The following is a 17,027-nucleotide window of genomic DNA, read 5'->3' as shown; positions in this document are numbered from 1 at the left end:
GTCTTAGTGAGATCTTATGGTTTGTCTCAATCGCGCCACGTTTTCGCGATTCGCAAATCGTGGCGCGGATAGACCCGCCTAGAGCTTGTGAATTTTGCTCAGTGAGCCGCCTGGCCCGAGAATCTCAGAAGCGCATGGCTCGTAGCCGGTATGCATGTGTTGAGTGCAAAGCTCTATGTATTCGTGAATTTCAGGCCCGACTTCATCTCCACACTGCAGGACTGCTGTAATCCGTCCCATGACCTCGGCATGTAGCTTTATCCGTTCACGCCACATGTGAGGCGCTACTTTTTGGCCGGCTCCCTCGAACAACACTGGCGCGATAGCAGCGCTAATTACGTCCACCAGTTCGCGAACATCCAAATCAGAAATTTTCATCGGTTTCTCCTTATCAGTTGCATTGCCGGTCCGTTGCGTTTCAGGTCGTTAAGCATTCTTTCATAGGCTTTGTTTGACGCTCTATTTACTGACTCTTCCATTCTGGCCAGCTGATCCTGATCAGGATTTCCGTTCACGTAGATCTGGTTGACGATCGGCGGGAGAGCCAATGGCGCCGCAGAAGAAGCGCTCTGTGACGCTGCCGTGGAGTTTGCAGAGGTCGAACCGACGTAACCCCCGTTCGCATAACCCTTGGTATTCGAGTTCATGCGCTCGAGGAATTCCCGGGCGCCTGGCTGGCTTACCACATCCTTGCGCACAACGAATTCTCCGCCGTGCACCACGCCCTTGGGCTCGAGCTTGCCGCCGTCGCCCGTATAGCCGCCGCCGGAGAAACCAACTCCCGCGATCGAAGCAACGTTTGCGGCAGCTACCACGCCGGCAGACACTGCGAGTGCCATGCCCACCGGGTAGGGTTGAACCGCCAAGGCATTTTGAACAGCGACATAGCCCTGAATGGTTGCTTGCGCAATTGCCGCAGCCTTACCTACCGCCGCCAGTTTTTTGTTGCCTAGCTGGCTCAGGCTGGCCATGTTTCCGAAGAAATCAGCGCTCGAAGAAAGGATTGCTGAGTTTTTGGCGCGCTCAATCTTCGCTTGATTGCCCTGGCTCTGCTGGTTGATGTTGTTGACACGCTCAGCATAGGTTTCCTCGTTGATCGCTTTGAGATCGAGGTAGGCTTGCTGTTTTTGCAGCTCCATGGTGCGCCAGGCATCGACCTTGGCCGATTCTTCGTTGAGTCGTTCTATCTCGCTGTAGGCGCCACCTACGGAAGCATCAACCCCAGTTACTACTGGCGCCTGCGATACACCTTCAATGGTTCCTGGCTTCTGCGTTGCGTTGAGGTTGATGTCGCGGATCTTGATCAGCGTTTCCAGGCGCTTGGCGGCTTCGGTGTTGCCTTGTCGCTCGTACTCGGCCATTTGCGCGGCATCGTCCAGCCCAGAATTCAGTTGGTTCGCTTCGCGTAGTTGACCGGTCAGAGTCAGCAGCTTGATCTGATCCTCGTTCGCCTGCTTGATACCCCTCTGAATCTCGGCCTCACGCTCAAGCCCAGCATTTTTCTTCAGTTGGGCGGTGATCAGATCCTGGCTGGCCAGCAAGGACTTTTGGTCGGCGGTCAGGGTTTGCTTGCCCTTGATATCGGCGAGTTGCTGCTCCCACTTAACCAGCGCCTGCGCCTGGGTGCCGAGCTTCTGGGTGGAGATTCCTTGGCCATTGATCGACGCATTCTGCTGAAGTAGCACGGCATTGGTCTGACGGGCTGCATCCAGCTTCTTGAGGCCGGCGTCTGCAGTGTAAGCCTTGGTCGGCGTCGGCTTTTTCTCCTTGTACTGCTCTGCCGCTGCATCTTTCAGCTGCTTGATCTGAGATTCTGTATACGCCTGGCCGCGGCGACTTGCAGACGCGATTAGCTCATCGATCTCGGCGTACCGCGCTTTCAGCTTGTCCGCATTCGAGGCCGAATTCTTCAGCTCCTCGTTAAGCTTTCCTTGGCTCTCGATTGATTTCTTATCAAGTCGCAGCGCCTCAGTCTTGGCTGCAGCACGGCGATCATCCTCGGCCTTTTGAACATACAAATCGGTGATTGCCGACTGCGCTCCGCTCTCGCCAGCACCAAGCTCGCCAAGGTTTGGATTATCATCGAAGATGGTCGGCGTCTTGGCGTTGCGCACGCGACTCAACCGATCCTCAAGCTTGATCAGCTTCTGCTCGAACGTGTCTTCCCGACCGACGTCCAGGGCTGCATCCCACGCGCCTTTGGCTGCCGACTTAACCCCATCCCATGCGGTTTCAACAAGGCCGAGCTTGCTTTTGATGATGTCTGCCCGCGAGCTAATCGCTTCGGCGTAGGCCTTCTCAGCAAGGTTTGCAGCGCCTTGCTGATCACCTTGCTTCGCCAGCGCCTCAATTTGCGCGTAAGTGGACGCAGTCAGGTAGCCAAGCTGCTCGTTTAGCTCTGCCGAGTACTTCACTGGATCTTTCGCCAGCTTCTCGAAGTCCGCAACGGTTTGGCTTGCAGCCTTTCCGGTGGCGTCTTCCATCTTGAGCGCCGCCGTCGCGATCATTTCAAAAGACGATGCAGGTATTTTCGATGAGCCGGCCAGCTGAGCCAGCACTACCGATGCCGCGCCGATGGTCCCCACGGACCGACTGACATTTGCCGCCATCGAGCTAATGGCTCCTGAGCTGGTGCCTGCTGCGTTGCCAGTCAGAATTAGGGCTTGGCTGTAGGCATCAGCCTCTTTTGATCCTTGGTAGTAGGCCAGGCCAAGCGTGCCGACCGCCGCGGCAGCTACGGTGAACGGGTTTACCAAGCCGAGTACATAGCCACCCAGAGCCTTGGCCGCAGGGCCGGCGCCGCCGAACATATCCTTGAGCTGGCCGCCCTGCTGAAGGAATACGGTCAATGGGGCCTGCCCACCTTGGAGCGATGTAGCGATGTCGGTGAACTGGGCTGGCACACCGCGCAGGGCTGCTGCCGTCTGCTTGGCCGTGTTGCCGGTACGGGTCAGTGAGTCATCGAAGCTGGTGATGCCCTTGCGGGCTGCATTGATCTTCGCCTGGTATTCGTCATATGTGGCGGTGTCGAGCTTTCCGGCCTTGCGATGTCTGGCCAGATCCTGCTCTTGCTTGTCCAGCTCGCCCAAGCGGCGAACCACCGGGTCAATCTGACCCAGCAGCCTCTCCAGTTCGTCGGTCTCATCCTCAATGGACTTGGTGGCCTTCTCAGCGCCCTTGCCCATCTTTTCCATGCCTGCGCCGGCCTTGTTCAGTGCCGGCTGAATGCTCAGGCCCGCGTCTTCCAACGCCTCAAGCGCCTTGCGGGTGTCCGCCGCCTTGGCCTCTGCGTCTCGACTGTCCAGCTCAATGACGAGCCGGGATGTTTGGGTCATATCAATTCTCCATCAATAAACAACGTTGTGGGCTGATGCCCGGTGGTGGTGGTGCTCTGTGTCGCGGGGTTGGCCCGTCACCGTGCCGAAGGGGAGGCCGGTCGGCGTCATTGGTGCGACTCCATAGGGGTGCGGTCATAGGTGGCGCGAAGGTCAGCACCAGTTAGGCAGTAACGGGCTGTCGGCGCGCAGCAGGCACGACACGCCATAAGGTGGCTGATGTACTGGTCACGGGCGTTTCGCCACTCAGGCGTTGCCATGGCGGCGTTGGTGTAAGTGCTTGCCGGTAATTGGGCGGGCCGCTCGACCAGCACCAGGCGCGGACGATTTGGGGCGCGATTCGCCATGGTCGGTTTGTCAGCGCCAGCGATGGTCGGCGGGATGTGATCGAGCAGGCCGGAAAGGAGGCTCATTGCGCCACCTCACCCGGATTGCACTTACTCCCAAATGTGTCTGTGAAAAAAAATCGGGGGAACTGGGGAACGGGGGGAACACCCAGTGTTTCCGGGGCTTCCAGAGGGGGAACCTGTACCCCATCGAAAATTGTGGGGAACAGTGATAACCAAATGTCGGGAATTGCGCGGAGTCTTATATTCAAAAACATGTTTGTGTTCCCCCTGTTCCCCAACACTTCAATAAGGGGGAACAGCTACAGGCCACGGTTTTACTGGCCGTTCCCCCGTTCCCCCTGTTCCCCACGTTTATAGGTTCCTGTGAATTCGGGCATTGGTGTTTGGTGGTGTTCATGGGCTGACGCCTTCACCATCCATGGCTTCTGGATCGACGGCATACAGGCGGGCAGACCCACCAGCGGGCAGGCGGTATTTCTTGGTTTTTCGGCTGTCTCGGTCGGTATCGTGCTTGGCAATAGCGCCAGCGCCTTCTAGCGCCTTCACTACTCGCGTCAGGCCGTGGCCATGAGCCGCTTCGGTCAGCGCCGACTTGTTGAACAGGTAGAGGCGCTTACCGGCCACCACCTCCCAGTAGCCAGCACGGTTGAACACCTTGGCGTCGACCTCTGGCGCATCCACATCGGAGAATCGGCTACTGCCGTGCTTGTCGATAAAGTCCAGGATGCCTGCCAGGATCTGGCGGTCTTCGGCATTGCCACTGCCTACCCGACTCAGCCATTCGCCATAGAGCAACTGGCAGTCGGCCAACGCGCTGCCTGGCGTCCAGGGCAGCAGGCCGTAGGCGATTGCCATTTCCCCAGCCAAGGCAATGACGGCGAAGCGATCGGCCACACGTCCGGCTTGGGCGTTGTCCTCGATGAACTGGGCGCGGATACCGGCAAAGTCTTCCAGCAGGCCGGGACGGTCGTCGCTGGCGAGCAACTGTTCCACGAATGCTGGCCCGATGTGTCCGTGATGGGCACCAACAGCAACGGTGAGCACGCGGTGGAAGTCGGCGCCCGCAAGGCCGTGCAATTCATCGAAGGCGCGGTGGGTGCGAGTACCGGCGTTCACGTCCACCATGCGCAACTCAGCACCAGCGTGGGCCGCATTGCCGCCGATAGCGGCGTGTTCAGACAGAGAGCGTTCTCCACTCGACAGCGCCAGCAGACGCCACGACAGCTTGGCCCGACCTTCACGCTCACGGGTCATGGTGCCTTTGCCCTGACCGTTGGCGAGTGAATAGGCCATTTCCTGCACACGCTTGGGGTCGGCCCGCTTGATTTCGTCTAGAGGCAGCATGGTGTCGTTGCGGCCCGAGGCTTCAATCTCCAAACCGCCCTTGGTCATGTCCCACGACGCGGCAAAGATGCCGGGGTCGCCCCAGACCGATGAGCCGATCAGTTGCGCCAGTGACTTGCCGCTAGAGCTATCGCCCACCAGGTGAACACCGCCACCCAACACACCTACCAGGCTCAGCAGGGGGCCAGCCAAGGAGCAACCAATCGCCAACGTCAACACTGGGTTGCCTTCGCACTTGGCTGCTACTTCGGTTTTCCAACCCTCCAATTCACCGCGGATGCTGAATAGGTTTTGCCCTTTGCCGCTGGCTTGATAACGCACCTTATCGCTGCCGATGGTGCGGCCAGGCAGTACGAAAGCGCCCGATTCGTGCCAGCCGGGACGGCAGGTGGTGGCGAACATTTCACTGGGCCGCTGCTCCAGCAAATACTCCATGAACTGGCCGCGTTTCTTAAGTGCGATAATCACGCCCATGCCGAACAACGTGCGCCGGGCGTCCTCGCCGCTGCCGCCGAATACCTCCATGGGGATGATCCATTCCTTGGTGCCGCTTTCAGTCAACAGGCGCAGAAAACGGCCCTCGCTGCCATCGTCGCTATTGGTGGTGCGAGCGACAACGGTCACGGGGGTGGCGATCCATTCGTCAGTGATCGGGCGGTCTGTTTTATCGTCTTCAGATTCATCATCGGCGGCGGTGCGTTTGAAGCCGTGCCAGTACACGCCGGGGCGTAACCTTCGGCCTTTCTCGTTCGTCACCCAGTGCTCGTACACGCCCCAGCACGGGCGCTCAGGTTCGACCATGGGCGCCTCGGGGCGCAGGTTGATTACGTTATTTTCAGGCGTGCGCATGGGGGCGACTCCAGGCAGCTAGGTCGTTGAAGTCCGAGAGAGTCAGCGGTGCGTCAGCGGGCCATTCGGGAAAGGTCACCATGCCTCCGCACTCGGCTGCGGCGGCATTGGCGGCGGTGCGTCCGGGGTTGCCCTCGGTCAATCGGTCGTCGTCGCCCGCAATGATGATTTCGGTGGTGGGGTATTCCGCACGAAGCGCCAGCGCCACCGGTTTAAGGTTCCCGGCATTCATGGCGCAGGCGACGGTGTAGCCGCTTTCGTGAAGCGTTGCGCCTGTACCCCAGCCCTCACAGATACACAGCGGTTTGCCCGGTGTGATGCGCCCCAATGGTGAATAGGTGCCCTTGATCCGCCCCCCGAACAGGAAGCGCTTTCCGCCGTCCGGTGCGATCCGCTGCAGGTTGACCAGCACGCCCCCCGCATACAGCGGCACCAGCAATTCGTCACCACGCTGGCGCAAGCCGTGGGGGCGGACGACTTTAGCGATTAAATAGGCGTGGCCAGGATCGGCACGGCGGCCGTCACGCCACCAGCGTTGAGCGAGGTTTGCGGCCTTGAGCTGACGCCTTTGTTGCTCGGCTTCCCGTTGGCGTCGGACTTGCTCGATGCGCTGACGTACCTGCTCGGCTTCGCGGTTATTGTGTGGTTCCCGGCTGCTCCACGTATGGGTGCCGCCAGCTTTCCAGCTACCGAACGCGCCAGAGGCAATGCCGTCCAGGTAGAGCACATACCAGCCGTTGAGCGTTCCAGGCTTGTCGTCAGGGACGCGGAAACGGTGAATGTTGCCATCGGGCACGGGCAGCCAGTCGAGCGGCCCGTAGACCGTTTGGAGTGCGTCACGGAAAAGGATCGTTGCGTCTGTCATAGACCCCCCTTCGGCGATATGAAGCGCCGTGCGAGCCGATCAAGTTGCAGGGTCAGGCGCACCAGCTCATCGCAGTGCCGACCAGCATCACTTTCTGCGATGCCCAGCTCCAGGAAGCCGATCATGGTTTTCACCAGCAGCGCGTAGCTAGCGTTGTCGATGTGAGCGTCTGCGTTAGGCTGGCCACCGTTACACTTGCGCTTGATGGGGATGACGTTACCCATGATTCACCTCCAAGCGATCAGCGCCAGCAAAGGCACGGCATACCCGACCGTTGTTAACCCCGTGTCCGCGGGTAATGTCGTCGATTGAACCCACAAGGCAGGCGGTTACAACAGCGTCCGCACTGTGCATTACTACGCGCCCGCACTCGGCGTCGGCCTGGCTCAAGAACGGCCCCAACAAAGCTTTGGCCGCCTTCGGATGGGTGACGTAAAACAGCTCGGTGGTTTTCTTCGGGCAAGCGTTCGGCGTCACCGCCATTTGGCAGTGTTGAAAATTAGTCATGGTTAAGCCCCTTGGTTAACGGCGTTGCGCTGGATGCGGTGGGCTTTGGCGCAGTTGTCCGGGGCGGCTGCGGTTTCCAAGGTTCGGGCGATTGCCATTTGTGTGTTGTAGCGCTTGAGGCGAACGCTCAGCGATGAGTCGGCATGAAGGGCGGCCATAGCCATAGCACGGTGTGCGGCGGCTTTGGCGGATGCAATGGACGGATTGAGGGCGTGTTTCATGGGTGAAGCTCCTTGATTTGAGGAGCCGCTACCGTCCTTCCTACGGGATTGGGTGGCGACCGTGTGCAGGGTAGGAATACCGGGTATCAAGGAAACCGGCAGGGCCAAAGCCCTCCCACACACAGCCGCCATAGAACATTGCTGGAGACGTAAAAAAACGCCTCTCAATGGACTTGGGGCGCTGGTGCGCCTTGATAACAACGGGTTCCTACGCCCGGTCGCCAGCAATGTGACGACGGATTGACGATACATCCAGTCAAGTACAGACGCAATCCCCGTCTGCTTAACGCTTTTGGCTTTTAGTGGGCGGGGATTGATGGCGATCATGCGGCCACCTCAACAGGAGGATTGCTGCTGAGGTAGTACAGAGCCATGCCGCGGTGCTTGCGGCCTTGATCGTCTGTCAGGGTGAGGCGGTGGGTCAAAATCTTGTGGCCCAGGCTGCGCAGCTCATTGATGCGAGCACCAGGGCGGACGATGTTCAGTTCGCGGATGGCGGTGAAGGTATCAATTGGGCCGGTTTGCAGACGCTCCAAAAGGCGAGCGCGCTGTGCTGTACCACTGGTATTCTCTACGTGAGTATTTACTTGGCTGGCCTGTTGGTCGGCCATTTTTTTTGGGCTCATGTTAGGCAGCCTCCACTCGCAGAGCGACAAGTGAGTCGCACCAAGCAATAACCTCGGCCTCGATCCATACGGCAGATTTCGGCCCTAGCATTACCTGCTTAGGAAAACGCCCGGCTGCAATACGGCGATAAATCTCGGATGTGGAAAGGGTGGTCAGGGCTTTGACTTCCCCCAGTTTGATGAAGCGAAGTGGCCGCTCAGGCTGGACTGAGGATTGTTCGGTTTGCTTGCGGATAGGGTGGGTTGTGTTTGCCATGCTAGCGCCTCCTTGGGTGGCGTTGAGAACATGGGCTTATGCTGGGGCGGATTGCGGCAGGTGTAACCGCAATTGCGGTTTTTCGTTCCGCAATTGCGGTAATTGTATAAATCGCTGGGCGAGGTTATTCCTCTTCTGCTATAGCCTTGTTTGCGGCAGAAAATATTTCGTCAAGATTGCGCTCTTTTAAGCCACGAAAAGAGAAGCGCTCCAAAATAGCTGACTTGATGGCAGACTGTTTCATTCCTTGAGGTCTTGGGCGATCAATTGGCGACTCTATTAGTTTTATCAGTGCAGCAGTGGCCAACAAATGTGACCTCTTAGATGTATTGTGTGCTGTTTCTTGTCGCGTTAACTCAGCTTTCGCCAATCTTTCTCGTAAGTGCTGATTTTCTAAAAGAGCTGACTTTAGTTGGCTACTTAAAACCTCGACGCCTGCTTCGTTGTCAATTACCTGAATGCTCGAGTAGCCAATTGTTACAGGCATTGCTTTTATTTCATCTCTAGCGGCCCTTCGCAGCCAGATTACCTCTTCGACCAGCCTGTCCGAAATATTAATAGCCCGGTCATACCATTCCTCAAATGCCTCCCCAGGGGTGTATCCTCTTCCAGTCAGCCACTCACATAACGCGCTGTAATCAATGAAGGTCAGGTTTGGAACAATGATCTCATCAAAATCACGTAGGGTTCTCGCGGCTTTAAGGCGACCTATCTCAACGGCGTTAATCAGTTTTGGTAGGAATATCTCCGTGATACTAACAAGTTTGGAGGTCGCCTCGTATGACAGTAGGTGGCCACTATATTCAGTAAGCGCAGGTATGTTTACATTCCCGGCAGCCCATTGATCGCATGCGATTAGCTCAGCAGCTTCTTGGAGGGTCATCATCCAAGCGCCAAAGTTTTCCAGCTCAACCAGGCTTTCACCAAGGGTGTGATGTTGATGAATTACGTCAGTGATGTGCTTTTCTACTAATTCATCTTCCGGGCTGCGATGTCCCAATAATTGGGTTTTGTCTATGCCACGTATTATCCCGCCATTCATCACGTCACCCTCCCAAGTGCTCCCACTACTGAATAGGTCTGCCAGTCAGGCGGGTGGGAAGTCCGCTTTTCGCTCCGTTGAGCTAGGCCAGTCAAATTTTTTATGCGTTTTGTTTGATGCTCACCACGTTAGCGCCAGCGCACAGGGCGTCAATTGAGTCGGCCCAGGATTGCATCATTTCCCGGCGCTGCTGGACATAGGCCGCATGGTTGTAGGTGCCGCGTATTTCGTCGCTGTCACCGTGGGCAAGCTGGCGCTCAATCCAATCCTTGTTGTACCCGCGCCCGTTGAGCTCGGTACTGAGTAGGTGGCGGAAGCCGTGACCTGTTTGTCGGCCTTCGTACCCAGCCAGTCGCAACGCCTTGTTGATGGTGTTCTCACTCATAGGGCGTTCAGGGTTGGCGCCAGCAAATACCAGCGAGTAACGCCCGGTGATTTCGTGGAGCTGGCGCAGTACGGCAACGGCTTGGCGGGGTAGGGGGACGATATGCGGGCGGCGGGCTTTCATGCGGGCGGCGGGAATCGTCCAGGTGGCGGCGTCTAGGTCGAACTCAGACCATGGCGCTTGGCGTAGCTCACCAGGGCGAACCGCTGTCAGCGTCAGCAGCCTGATAGCGTGCCGGGTGAGGGCATGAATGTTCGCGGCTTCGACTTTGCCCAGCAGGTCGGGCAATTCGGCAAAGGTGACGTGCGGGTGATGGCGGGCGGCTTTTGCTGGCGCGGCGACCACGTTTAAGTCGGTGGCCGGATTGACCTCGACGACGCCCCTTGCCAGGCCGAAGCGGAATATCTGGTGTAGCCATTGGCGGATCTTGCCAGCGGCATTGAGCGTGCCCCTTGCCTCCACTGTGCGCACCAACTCGACCAACTCTGGCCGGGTGATGGCTTTTATCGGGCGGGCGCCTATGCCGGGGATGATGTCGTTATCCAGGTACAGCTTGGTTTTGTAGGCGGTCGCCTCCGCCCACCGTGGCGAGCTGTAGTCGTACCACTCCCGCGTCAGCGTCTCGAAAGTCAGCCCGTCGACCTTCTGAGCCTGTTTGGCGGCTTTTTTGTGTTCGCTGGGGTCGGTGCCTTCCGTAAGCAGTTGGCGGGCCTCATCGCGTAGCTGGCGCGCCTTCAGCAGAGTGACAGCAGGGTATTTACCCAATGCCAACATTTTTGCGTTGCCGTTAAAGCGGTACCGGTACCGCCATAGCTTGGTGCCTGTCGATGCCACTTCCAAACATAACCCGTTGGCGTCCGTCAGCCGGTAAAGCTTGTCCTTCGGCTTGGCGGTGCGAATGGTGGTATCTGAGAGTGGCAAAGCAGCCTCCTTGTAGGCCGCACCGGGCGGGCATTTTGCCGCCGTGGTGTGAGTAGATTTCTAGACCGAACTGGATCTACTCACGAATCTACTCACATCTGTTTGGGCTTACAAGGGGATGGTGGGGAACCATAGACAACAAAAAACCCGCACTAGGCGGGTTCTCTGTGGGTTTTCAGGTGTGGTTGGTACCACCTGAAAACGAAAGGTGGTGCCCAGAGACGGAATCGAACCGCCGACACGGGGATTTTCAATCCCCTGCTCTACCGACTGAGCTATCTGGGCAACGGGGCGCATTAAACGGGTTTTTCAGGGGGTCGTCAAGCAAGTTTTCAAAAAAATTTAATTATTACCGTCGCTTACGATCCGACCCCCGATTTCACGGGGTTACTCAGCGGGCGGCACGTAGCCTTCAGCCTTGGCGTAATCCTCGCCGGAGAAGAACTTGTCCATCTCGCCCTGAAGATATTTGCGATCTTCGGCGTTCATCATGTTCAAGCGCTTTTCATTGATCAGCAGGGTCTGGTGCTTTTGCCAATCGGCCCAGGCCTTGGCCGAGACGTGGTCAAAAATGTCCTGGCCTTTGGCACCCGGGAACGGAGCCCGCTCCAGGGCAGGCAATTCTTCTTTGTACTTGCGGCACATGATGGTGCGGGTCATGACGACTCTCCTGCGTTCAATACGACGGCCGCGCGTTCGAGCAAGGTCTTGACCGGGGCGGCGAGGCCCAGGCGCGGCGGGGTGGCGAGGTTATACCAGAGCCAGTCGGCCTCGGCCACGTGATGGCCAGCCTCCTGGACCTGAACCAGCCAGGGTTCGATGGACAACTGAAAATGGCTGAAGGTGTGCACCAGGCTCGGCAACGCCTGCTGGACGCCCAGTTCCAGCGAATGCTGCGAAGCCAGATGCTGCAGGTCGTCGAGGTCGTCGAGTTCCGGCAAGCTCCAGAGACCGCCCCACAGGCCCGTGGAAGGGCGGCGGTAAAGCAGGATCGCGCCCTCACCGTTGGCAAGCATCGGCATCAGCGTTCGCTTCTGCGGGATGGCTTTGCGCGGCTTGGGGATCGGATAACGGGTTTCCAGACCCAGCATGTGCGCTTCGCAGCCCTTTTCCAGCGGGCAGAGCAGGCAGCTCGGTTTGCTGCGGGTGCACAGCGTCGCCCCAAGATCCATCATCGCCTGGGTGTAGGCGTTGACCCGATCATGTGGCGTAAAGCGCTCAGCGTTCGCCCATAGCTGTTTGGCGACCTTCGGCTCGCCGGGATAGCCTTCTTGCGCGGTAAAGCGCGCCAGGACCCGTTTGACGTTGCCGTCGAGGATCGGCGCACGCAGGCCCATGCTGATACTGGCAATGGCCCCGGCGGTGGACAGGCCGATGCCCGGCAGGTCCGTGAGTTTTTCCACGTCACGGGGAAATTCGCCGCCGTATTGGTCGACGACGATCTTCGCGGTTTTCTGCAGATTGCGCGCGCGGGTGTAGTAACCCAGGCCCGTCCACAGGTGCAGCACTTCGTCCTCCGGTGCGGCGGCCAGGGCTTCGACGGTTGGCAGCGAAGCCATGAAACGGTCGAAGTAATTCAGCACCGTGCTGACCTGGGTTTGCTGCAACATGATTTCCGAGACCCACACCCGATAGGGGTTGATGTCCTGTTGCCAGGGCAAATCATGACGGCCGTGGCGGTCGTACCAATCCAGCACCGCCATTGAAAACTGCTCGGCTCTCATCGCTTGAACAGCCCCTTGAGTGCATCTTTGAGTTCCGGGCTGACCTTGTCGCCAAGCTTTTCGTCGATTTTTTCGCTGATCCGCTCGCCAGCCAGTTTGCTCGCGACCTGACCCATGCGTTCGTTATCCAGTCGGCAGGCCTTGGCGCCCAGCTCCAGCGGACCACGGCAGCGCAGCGGCCATTCGATGCCGACGAATTTCTCGCCCACCTGGCAAGCCGGGTCCGGCATGTCACTCTTGTCGCCTTCGACGATGATGCCCACGCGGTAGTCCATGCCCAGTACCCGCAGATCGACATCACCGTTGCCGTTGACGGTCATGCCCGGGATGCGCACTTTCAGGTCCGGGTTGCTGGCCACACCGTTACGCAAATTCAGGTTGCCCTTGAGTTCCTGGAAGGGTGTGTCCTTGCCCCGCGGCTCGCCATTGAGGGATTTGCGGTTGAGTGTGGCGATGCCTTTGCACAACTGTTGTTCGAGGTTAGCGTTGAGCAGCACGCCATCGTTGATGACGAAACTGGCGTTGCCATTGAGGGTTTCGATCAGTGCTTTCTGACTGTTACCGCTGCCGGTCACATTGCTGTTGAATGTGACCAAGCCTTTGACTGGTGGATTTTTGCCCTGGCTTTCGAGGATTTTTTCCGCCGGCACCCGGCTGATTTGCGTCTGCAAATTCAATACAGGCGCTTGCTGGCGCACATCGAGCGTGCCTTTGGCTTCGAAGTTGCCTTCGTACAAGTCCCCGCGCAGGCTCGTCAGTGTCAGCATTCCGCCTTGGCCGTTGGCCTTGAGCGCGGCGTTGTGGATCGGCAGTTTTTCCAGGGTCAGCTGGCCGAAAGTCAGGTCGGCGTCCACATCCAGCTTGCTCAGGCGTTCCACCGGCAACAGGCGTTCATTGCTCCACGCCTCTTTGGTCGGTGCCGGTGGCAGCGGGGTGCTGCCGGCGCCCGCCATGGCATCGGCTTCGGTGCTGGCGACTTCGGCCTGACGCACCTGTTTCACGCTGCTGGCCTCGGCCGATTTTGGCGGCAAGTAACGGTCGACGTTAAAGGTGTCGGCCTTGAGGGTGGCGCGCAGCGATTGTTTGGCGAAGTCCTCGACGGCGATGCGCCCGCTGAAGGTGCTGTCGTCGACTTTCAGGTTGATGTCATCCAGTACGACGCTGGTGGGCGTGCCTGCCAGGCGGCTCACCAGTTCGACTTTGCTCAGGCTGCCTTCGGCCATCGCCGGGAGTTTCTGGCCGATGCTGTCGACGAACTTTGCCAGATCGAACTGGGCAATCGACAGGCCGCCGCTGACCTGCGGGGTCTTGTCCAGGTCATTGACCTTCAGCTCACCCAGCGCGCGCAGTTGGTTGGCGGAAATCTTGATGCCGGTCCATTCAGCGACGTTGGCGGCCTTGTCCAGCAGCAACTGGCCCTGGGCGGCGAAGGTCATGGTCTTGCCTTGCAACGGATCGCCGGCGACTTCACCGGACAGTTTCATGTCCTCGAACTTGTAGCGCTGCAACGCGCGTTCGAAACGCAGCTCGCCGTTGAGCTCGGTGCGGACCCGCAGGACCGGTTGGTTGGTACCCAGGAATGCGGTGAGCTTGACCGGAATGTTGGTTGAGTCGTGCACCGGCCCCGTACTCAGCTGGATGCTTTCCGCGCTGAATTGGCGGCCGGTTTTCTCGTCGCTGTATTCGACGCGGGCGTTGTTGACCGTCAGGCTGTCGATGTCCAGGCGAACGGGTTGAGCTGGTTTCTCTGCTTGAGCGGTGGTTTGCGGTTCAGGCTCGCTGGTAGTGGCGGGAGGTGTGCCAGCGGTGTTCGAAGTGGCCGGGACCTTGCCGATGTCTTCCCAGTTGCCGTGGCCGTCCTTGTCGCGGCTCAGGCGCAGGTTCAAACCTTCGACGCGCACATCGCTCATCTGCACTTCACGGCGCAGCAGAGGCAGCACGCGGACCGACAGACCGAGCATCTGCAAATCAGCGAAGGGTTCGGCGGGTTTGGCCAGGGTCGCCACAGCGGCGTCGTGCAGTTCCAGACCCAGCCACGGGAACAGGCTCCAGCCGATATCGCCATTGAGCGTCAGCTCGATGTGGGCCTTGTCGCGGGCAATCTGGCGGATCTCTTCCTTGTAGTCGTTGGGATCGAAGAGGTGGGTCAGGGCAAAGCCCAGCGCCACAATGATCAGCAGCAACCCGAGAAGCACCAGACCCAGGATTTTGCCGAACGCTTTCATGGGCGAGTCCTTGTAGTTAGTCGAATTCGAAATTTAGCCGAGGAGTATAGCGCCCCGAAACGTTTGACCGGTCATCGATCACTCCGGCGTGGCATCGAGCGGCACGTTCAACTTGGCTGCCAATGCCTGGGCTTCCAAGTGCCCGGCAGGTGCCAGCAGGCGCAGAGTGGCGCCGGATTGCGCGGCCATGGCCTGTGCTTCACGCACCAGTCGCTCCGCGACGCCACGGCGTCGGGTGACTTTTCGTACACACAATTGAGACAAATGCCACACGTCCGGGTGCCGTTGCAGGCGTGCCGCACCCAACAGTCGATCGTTGAAGCGCCCCGCGATCATCGAGCCTTCCTGCAGGCAGACCTCGATCAGCTGTGTATCCCCTGTAAATGGCGCAAACAGCCACTGTGGAGCGTCACGGTAGATTTTCTGCAGATCCTGCTGATCCTGGCTGGTGGCTTCGTTCAACGACTCGACAACGATGGGCATGGACAATCCTTCTGAGGTACGAGAACAGACAACATTGAAAAAGGTGATATCAGTTTGGTTTTTCTGTCACGTGCAAATGGTAACCTTCGCCCGTTCGTCGGTCCTTCTGTGACCTGATGTCGCACCAAAATGGAGCTTTGCCCTGAAAAAGACAGTCATGCCTGCGTGCAACAAGGCTGGGGGTGAAGAGTGGCTGGCGAACCATACTAATAATTGGGGGATACACAATGACCACGAGTATCGCGGCGGACGGCTATGCCGACCAGCCCTCGTTCCTGTCCAAGGAACGCATCATCGCCAAGCCCGGGTTCAACCGTTGGCTGGTGCCACCGGCCGCTCTGGCCATCCACCTTTGCATCGGCATGGCCTACGGCTTCTCGGTGTTCTGGCTGCCACTGTCCAAGGCCTTGGGCATCACCAAAGCGGTAGCTTGCGCGCCGGACATGAGCTTCATCGCTCAAGTCTTTTCTTCGCAATGCGACTGGCCGATCTCGATGCTCGGCTGGATCTACACGCTGTTCTTCATCTTCCTGGGTTGCTCTGCAGCCATCTGGGGCGGCTGGCTGGAACATGCCGGGCCGCGTAAGGCCGGTGTCGTATCGGCACTGTGCTGGTGTGGTGGTTTGCTGATTTCTGCGCTGGGGATCTATACCCACCAGATCTGGCTGATGTGGATCGGCTCCGGGGTCATCGGCGGTATCGGCCTTGGCCTGGGTTATATCTCGCCGGTGTCGACCCTGATCAAGTGGTTCCCGGACAAGCGCGGCATGGCGACCGGCATGGCGATCATGGGCTTCGGCGGTGGTGCGATGGTTGGTGCACCCCTGGCGACGGCTTTGATGAGCCACTTCGGTTCGCCGGAAGGCGTTGGGGTTTGGCAGAGCTTCGTGGCAATGGCTGCGATCTACTTTGTGTTCATGATCGGTGGTGCCTTGTCCTACCGCGTTCCGCCAACCGGCTGGAAGCCTGAAGGCTGGACCGCTCCGGCGAAAAAAGCCTCCAATGCGATGATCACCAACCGTCACGTGCACGTGAGCGTTGCGTGGAAAACGCCGCAATTCCGTCTGGTATGGCTGGTGCTGTGCCTGAACGTGTCGGCCGGTATCGGCATCCTCGGCATGGCTTCGCCGCTGTTGCAGGAAGTCTTCGGTGGCAAGTTGCTGGGTAACGATCTGGCGTTTGGTCAACTGGACGCTTCGCAACTGGCCTCGATCGCCGCCATTGCTGCCGGCTTCACTGGTTTGCTGAGTCTGTTCAACATTGGTGGCCGGTTCTTCTGGGCATCGTTCTCGGACTACCTGGGCCGTAAAAACACCTATTTCGTGTTCTTCGCCCTGGGCTTTGCCCTGTATGCGCTGATTCCGAACCTCGGTCATCTGGGCAGCGTTGCGCTGTTCGTGGCGGCGTTCTGCGTCATTCTGTCGATGTACGGCGGTGGTTTTGCCACCGTTCCGGCTTACCTGGCGGATCTGTTCGGTACGCAAATGGTCGGCGCGATCCACGGTCGTCTGTTGACGGCGTGGGCGGCGGCGGGCGTGTTGGGTCCGGTGCTGGTGAACTACCTGCGTGAGTATCAGTTGAGCATCGGCGTTGAGCGTGCCGCGGCTTACGACATCACCTTGTACATCCTGGCGGGCCTGCTGGTGCTGGGTTTCATCTGCAACCTGCTGGTGCGCCCGGTGGCCGACAAATACTTCATGACCGATGCCGAGCTGGCCGCCGAACAGGCGCTGGGCCACGACAAAGGCGCTGACAGCAGCACCTCACTGGAGTGGAAAGCGGCCGCGGGCACCAAGCCGTTGGCAGTGGCTGCCTGGCTGGTGGTCGGTCTTCCGTTGGCGTGGGGTGTCTGGGTGACCCTGCAGAAAACGGCGGTTCTGTTCCACTAAGAAGC

The 17,027-nt window shown here is 58.8% G+C and carries 17 protein-coding genes and 1 tRNA gene; 1 reads left to right on the top strand and 17 read right to left on the bottom strand.

The genetic code is table 11. From position 1 onward, the window contains the following. Positions 1-78: 78 nt before the first annotated feature. The 17 genes from CKW21_RS01885 to CKW21_RS01805 all read right to left on the bottom strand — a co-directional run bounded on the left by CKW21_RS01885 (position 79) and on the right by CKW21_RS01805 (position 15,133). Entirely contained in the window at positions 79-378 is a 300-nt protein-coding gene (locus CKW21_RS01885; RefSeq protein ID WP_095192325.1) for a hypothetical protein, read from the bottom strand. Further along, complete coding sequence (locus CKW21_RS01880; protein WP_095192324.1) at positions 375-3,335, bottom strand: phage tail length tape measure family protein; 2,961 nt, start codon at positions 3,333-3,335, stop codon at positions 375-377. Before CKW21_RS01880 ends, CKW21_RS01885 begins: the two co-directional genes overlap by 4 nt. 107 nt (positions 3,336-3,442) lie before the next feature. Beyond that, positions 3,443-3,748, bottom strand: a complete 306-nt coding sequence (locus tag CKW21_RS01875) for a hypothetical protein (RefSeq protein WP_095192323.1) — start codon at positions 3,746-3,748, stop codon at positions 3,443-3,445. A gap of 330 nt (positions 3,749-4,078) precedes the next feature. Continuing rightward, positions 4,079-5,878 carry a DUF927 domain-containing protein gene (locus CKW21_RS01870; RefSeq protein ID WP_095192322.1) on the bottom strand — a complete coding sequence of 600 codons (1,800 nt, stop codon included), beginning with the start codon at positions 5,876-5,878 and terminating at the stop codon, positions 4,079-4,081. After that, positions 5,865-6,743: a toprim domain-containing protein gene (locus CKW21_RS01865; RefSeq protein WP_095192321.1), complete on the bottom strand. Its 879-nt coding sequence runs from the start codon at positions 6,741-6,743 to the stop codon at positions 5,865-5,867. Before CKW21_RS01865 ends, CKW21_RS01870 begins: the two co-directional genes overlap by 14 nt. Beyond that, complete coding sequence (locus CKW21_RS01860; RefSeq protein WP_095192320.1) at positions 6,740-6,967, bottom strand: hypothetical protein; 228 nt, start codon at positions 6,965-6,967, stop codon at positions 6,740-6,742. Before CKW21_RS01860 ends, CKW21_RS01865 begins: the two co-directional genes overlap by 4 nt. Beyond that, the gene (locus CKW21_RS01855; protein WP_095192319.1) at positions 6,960-7,250 is read right to left on the bottom strand and encodes a hypothetical protein; all 291 of its coding nucleotides are present in this window, start codon (positions 7,248-7,250) and stop codon (positions 6,960-6,962) included. Before CKW21_RS01855 ends, CKW21_RS01860 begins: the two co-directional genes overlap by 8 nt. Before the next feature lie 2 nt (positions 7,251-7,252). Continuing rightward, entirely contained in the window at positions 7,253-7,471 is a 219-nt protein-coding gene (locus CKW21_RS01850) for a hypothetical protein (protein WP_095192318.1), read from the bottom strand. Positions 7,472-7,794: 323 nt separating this feature from the next. After that, entirely contained in the window at positions 7,795-8,097 is a 303-nt protein-coding gene (locus CKW21_RS01845) for a helix-turn-helix domain-containing protein (protein ID WP_095192317.1), read from the bottom strand. Position 8,098: 1 nt separating this feature from the next. Next, positions 8,099-8,353 (bottom strand): AlpA family transcriptional regulator, encoded by a 255-nt coding sequence (locus CKW21_RS01840; protein WP_095192316.1) that lies wholly within the window; start codon positions 8,351-8,353, stop codon positions 8,099-8,101. Between the two features lie 124 nt (positions 8,354-8,477). After that, entirely contained in the window at positions 8,478-9,395 is a 918-nt protein-coding gene (locus CKW21_RS01835; RefSeq protein WP_095192315.1) for a hypothetical protein, read from the bottom strand. Between the two features lie 100 nt (positions 9,396-9,495). Beyond that, positions 9,496-10,701, bottom strand: a complete 1,206-nt coding sequence (locus CKW21_RS01830) for an integrase arm-type DNA-binding domain-containing protein (RefSeq protein WP_095192314.1) — start codon at positions 10,699-10,701, stop codon at positions 9,496-9,498. Between the two features lie 209 nt (positions 10,702-10,910). Then, a tRNA-Phe gene (locus CKW21_RS01825) sits at positions 10,911-10,986 on the bottom strand. Positions 10,987-11,088: 102 nt separating this feature from the next. Continuing rightward, the gene (locus CKW21_RS01820) at positions 11,089-11,361 is read right to left on the bottom strand and encodes an oxidative damage protection protein (RefSeq protein ID WP_095192313.1); all 273 of its coding nucleotides are present in this window, start codon (positions 11,359-11,361) and stop codon (positions 11,089-11,091) included. Beyond that, positions 11,358-12,425, bottom strand: coding sequence for an A/G-specific adenine glycosylase (gene mutY / locus CKW21_RS01815; protein ID WP_095192312.1), 1,068 nt, complete (start codon positions 12,423-12,425; stop codon positions 11,358-11,360). Before mutY ends, CKW21_RS01820 begins: the two co-directional genes overlap by 4 nt. Next, positions 12,422-14,650: an AsmA family protein gene (locus tag CKW21_RS01810; RefSeq protein WP_095192311.1), complete on the bottom strand. Its 2,229-nt coding sequence runs from the start codon at positions 14,648-14,650 to the stop codon at positions 12,422-12,424. The genes mutY and CKW21_RS01810 overlap by 4 nt, the downstream gene beginning before the upstream one ends. 78 nt (positions 14,651-14,728) lie before the next feature. Further along, complete coding sequence (locus tag CKW21_RS01805; protein ID WP_095192310.1) at positions 14,729-15,133, bottom strand: acetyl-CoA sensor PanZ family protein; 405 nt, start codon at positions 15,131-15,133, stop codon at positions 14,729-14,731. Positions 15,134-15,360: 227 nt separating this feature from the next. Between CKW21_RS01805 and CKW21_RS01800 the strand changes: the two genes are divergently transcribed. Further along, complete coding sequence (locus tag CKW21_RS01800; protein WP_095192309.1) at positions 15,361-17,022, top strand: OFA family MFS transporter; 1,662 nt, start codon at positions 15,361-15,363, stop codon at positions 17,020-17,022. Positions 17,023-17,027 lie beyond the last annotated feature (5 nt).

It is taken from the genome of Pseudomonas sp. Irchel 3A7, assembly GCF_900187565.1.
In the GTDB taxonomy this organism is placed as follows: Bacteria; Pseudomonadota; Gammaproteobacteria; order Pseudomonadales; family Pseudomonadaceae; genus Aquipseudomonas.
Note: the sequence above shows the minus strand (reverse complement) of the source record. Positions and strands in the feature narration are given on the sequence as shown.

Coding starts and splice junctions, on each gene's coding strand:
- CKW21_RS01885 (WP_095192325.1), bottom strand. CDS start 378: ATGAAAATTTCTGATTTGGATGTTCGCGAACTGGTGGACGTAATTAGC.
- CKW21_RS01880 (WP_095192324.1), bottom strand. CDS start 3,335: ATGACCCAAACATCCCGGCTCGTCATTGAGCTGGACAGTCGAGACGCA.
- CKW21_RS01875 (WP_095192323.1), bottom strand. CDS start 3,748: ATGAGCCTCCTTTCCGGCCTGCTCGATCACATCCCGCCGACCATCGCT.
- CKW21_RS01870 (WP_095192322.1), bottom strand. CDS start 5,878: ATGCGCACGCCTGAAAATAACGTAATCAACCTGCGCCCCGAGGCGCCC.
- CKW21_RS01865 (WP_095192321.1), bottom strand. CDS start 6,743: ATGACAGACGCAACGATCCTTTTCCGTGACGCACTCCAAACGGTCTAC.
- CKW21_RS01860 (WP_095192320.1), bottom strand. CDS start 6,967: ATGGGTAACGTCATCCCCATCAAGCGCAAGTGTAACGGTGGCCAGCCT.
- CKW21_RS01855 (WP_095192319.1), bottom strand. CDS start 7,250: ATGACTAATTTTCAACACTGCCAAATGGCGGTGACGCCGAACGCTTGC.
- CKW21_RS01850 (WP_095192318.1), bottom strand. CDS start 7,471: ATGAAACACGCCCTCAATCCGTCCATTGCATCCGCCAAAGCCGCCGCA.
- CKW21_RS01845 (WP_095192317.1), bottom strand. CDS start 8,097: ATGAGCCCAAAAAAAATGGCCGACCAACAGGCCAGCCAAGTAAATACT.
- CKW21_RS01840 (WP_095192316.1), bottom strand. CDS start 8,353: ATGGCAAACACAACCCACCCTATCCGCAAGCAAACCGAACAATCCTCA.
- CKW21_RS01835 (WP_095192315.1), bottom strand. CDS start 9,395: ATGAATGGCGGGATAATACGTGGCATAGACAAAACCCAATTATTGGGA.
- CKW21_RS01820 (WP_095192313.1), bottom strand. CDS start 11,361: ATGACCCGCACCATCATGTGCCGCAAGTACAAAGAAGAATTGCCTGCC.
- mutY (WP_095192312.1), bottom strand. CDS start 12,425: ATGAGAGCCGAGCAGTTTTCAATGGCGGTGCTGGATTGGTACGACCGC.
- CKW21_RS01810 (WP_095192311.1), bottom strand. CDS start 14,650: ATGAAAGCGTTCGGCAAAATCCTGGGTCTGGTGCTTCTCGGGTTGCTG.
- CKW21_RS01805 (WP_095192310.1), bottom strand. CDS start 15,133: ATGCCCATCGTTGTCGAGTCGTTGAACGAAGCCACCAGCCAGGATCAG.
- CKW21_RS01800 (WP_095192309.1), top strand. CDS start 15,361: ATGACCACGAGTATCGCGGCGGACGGCTATGCCGACCAGCCCTCGTTC.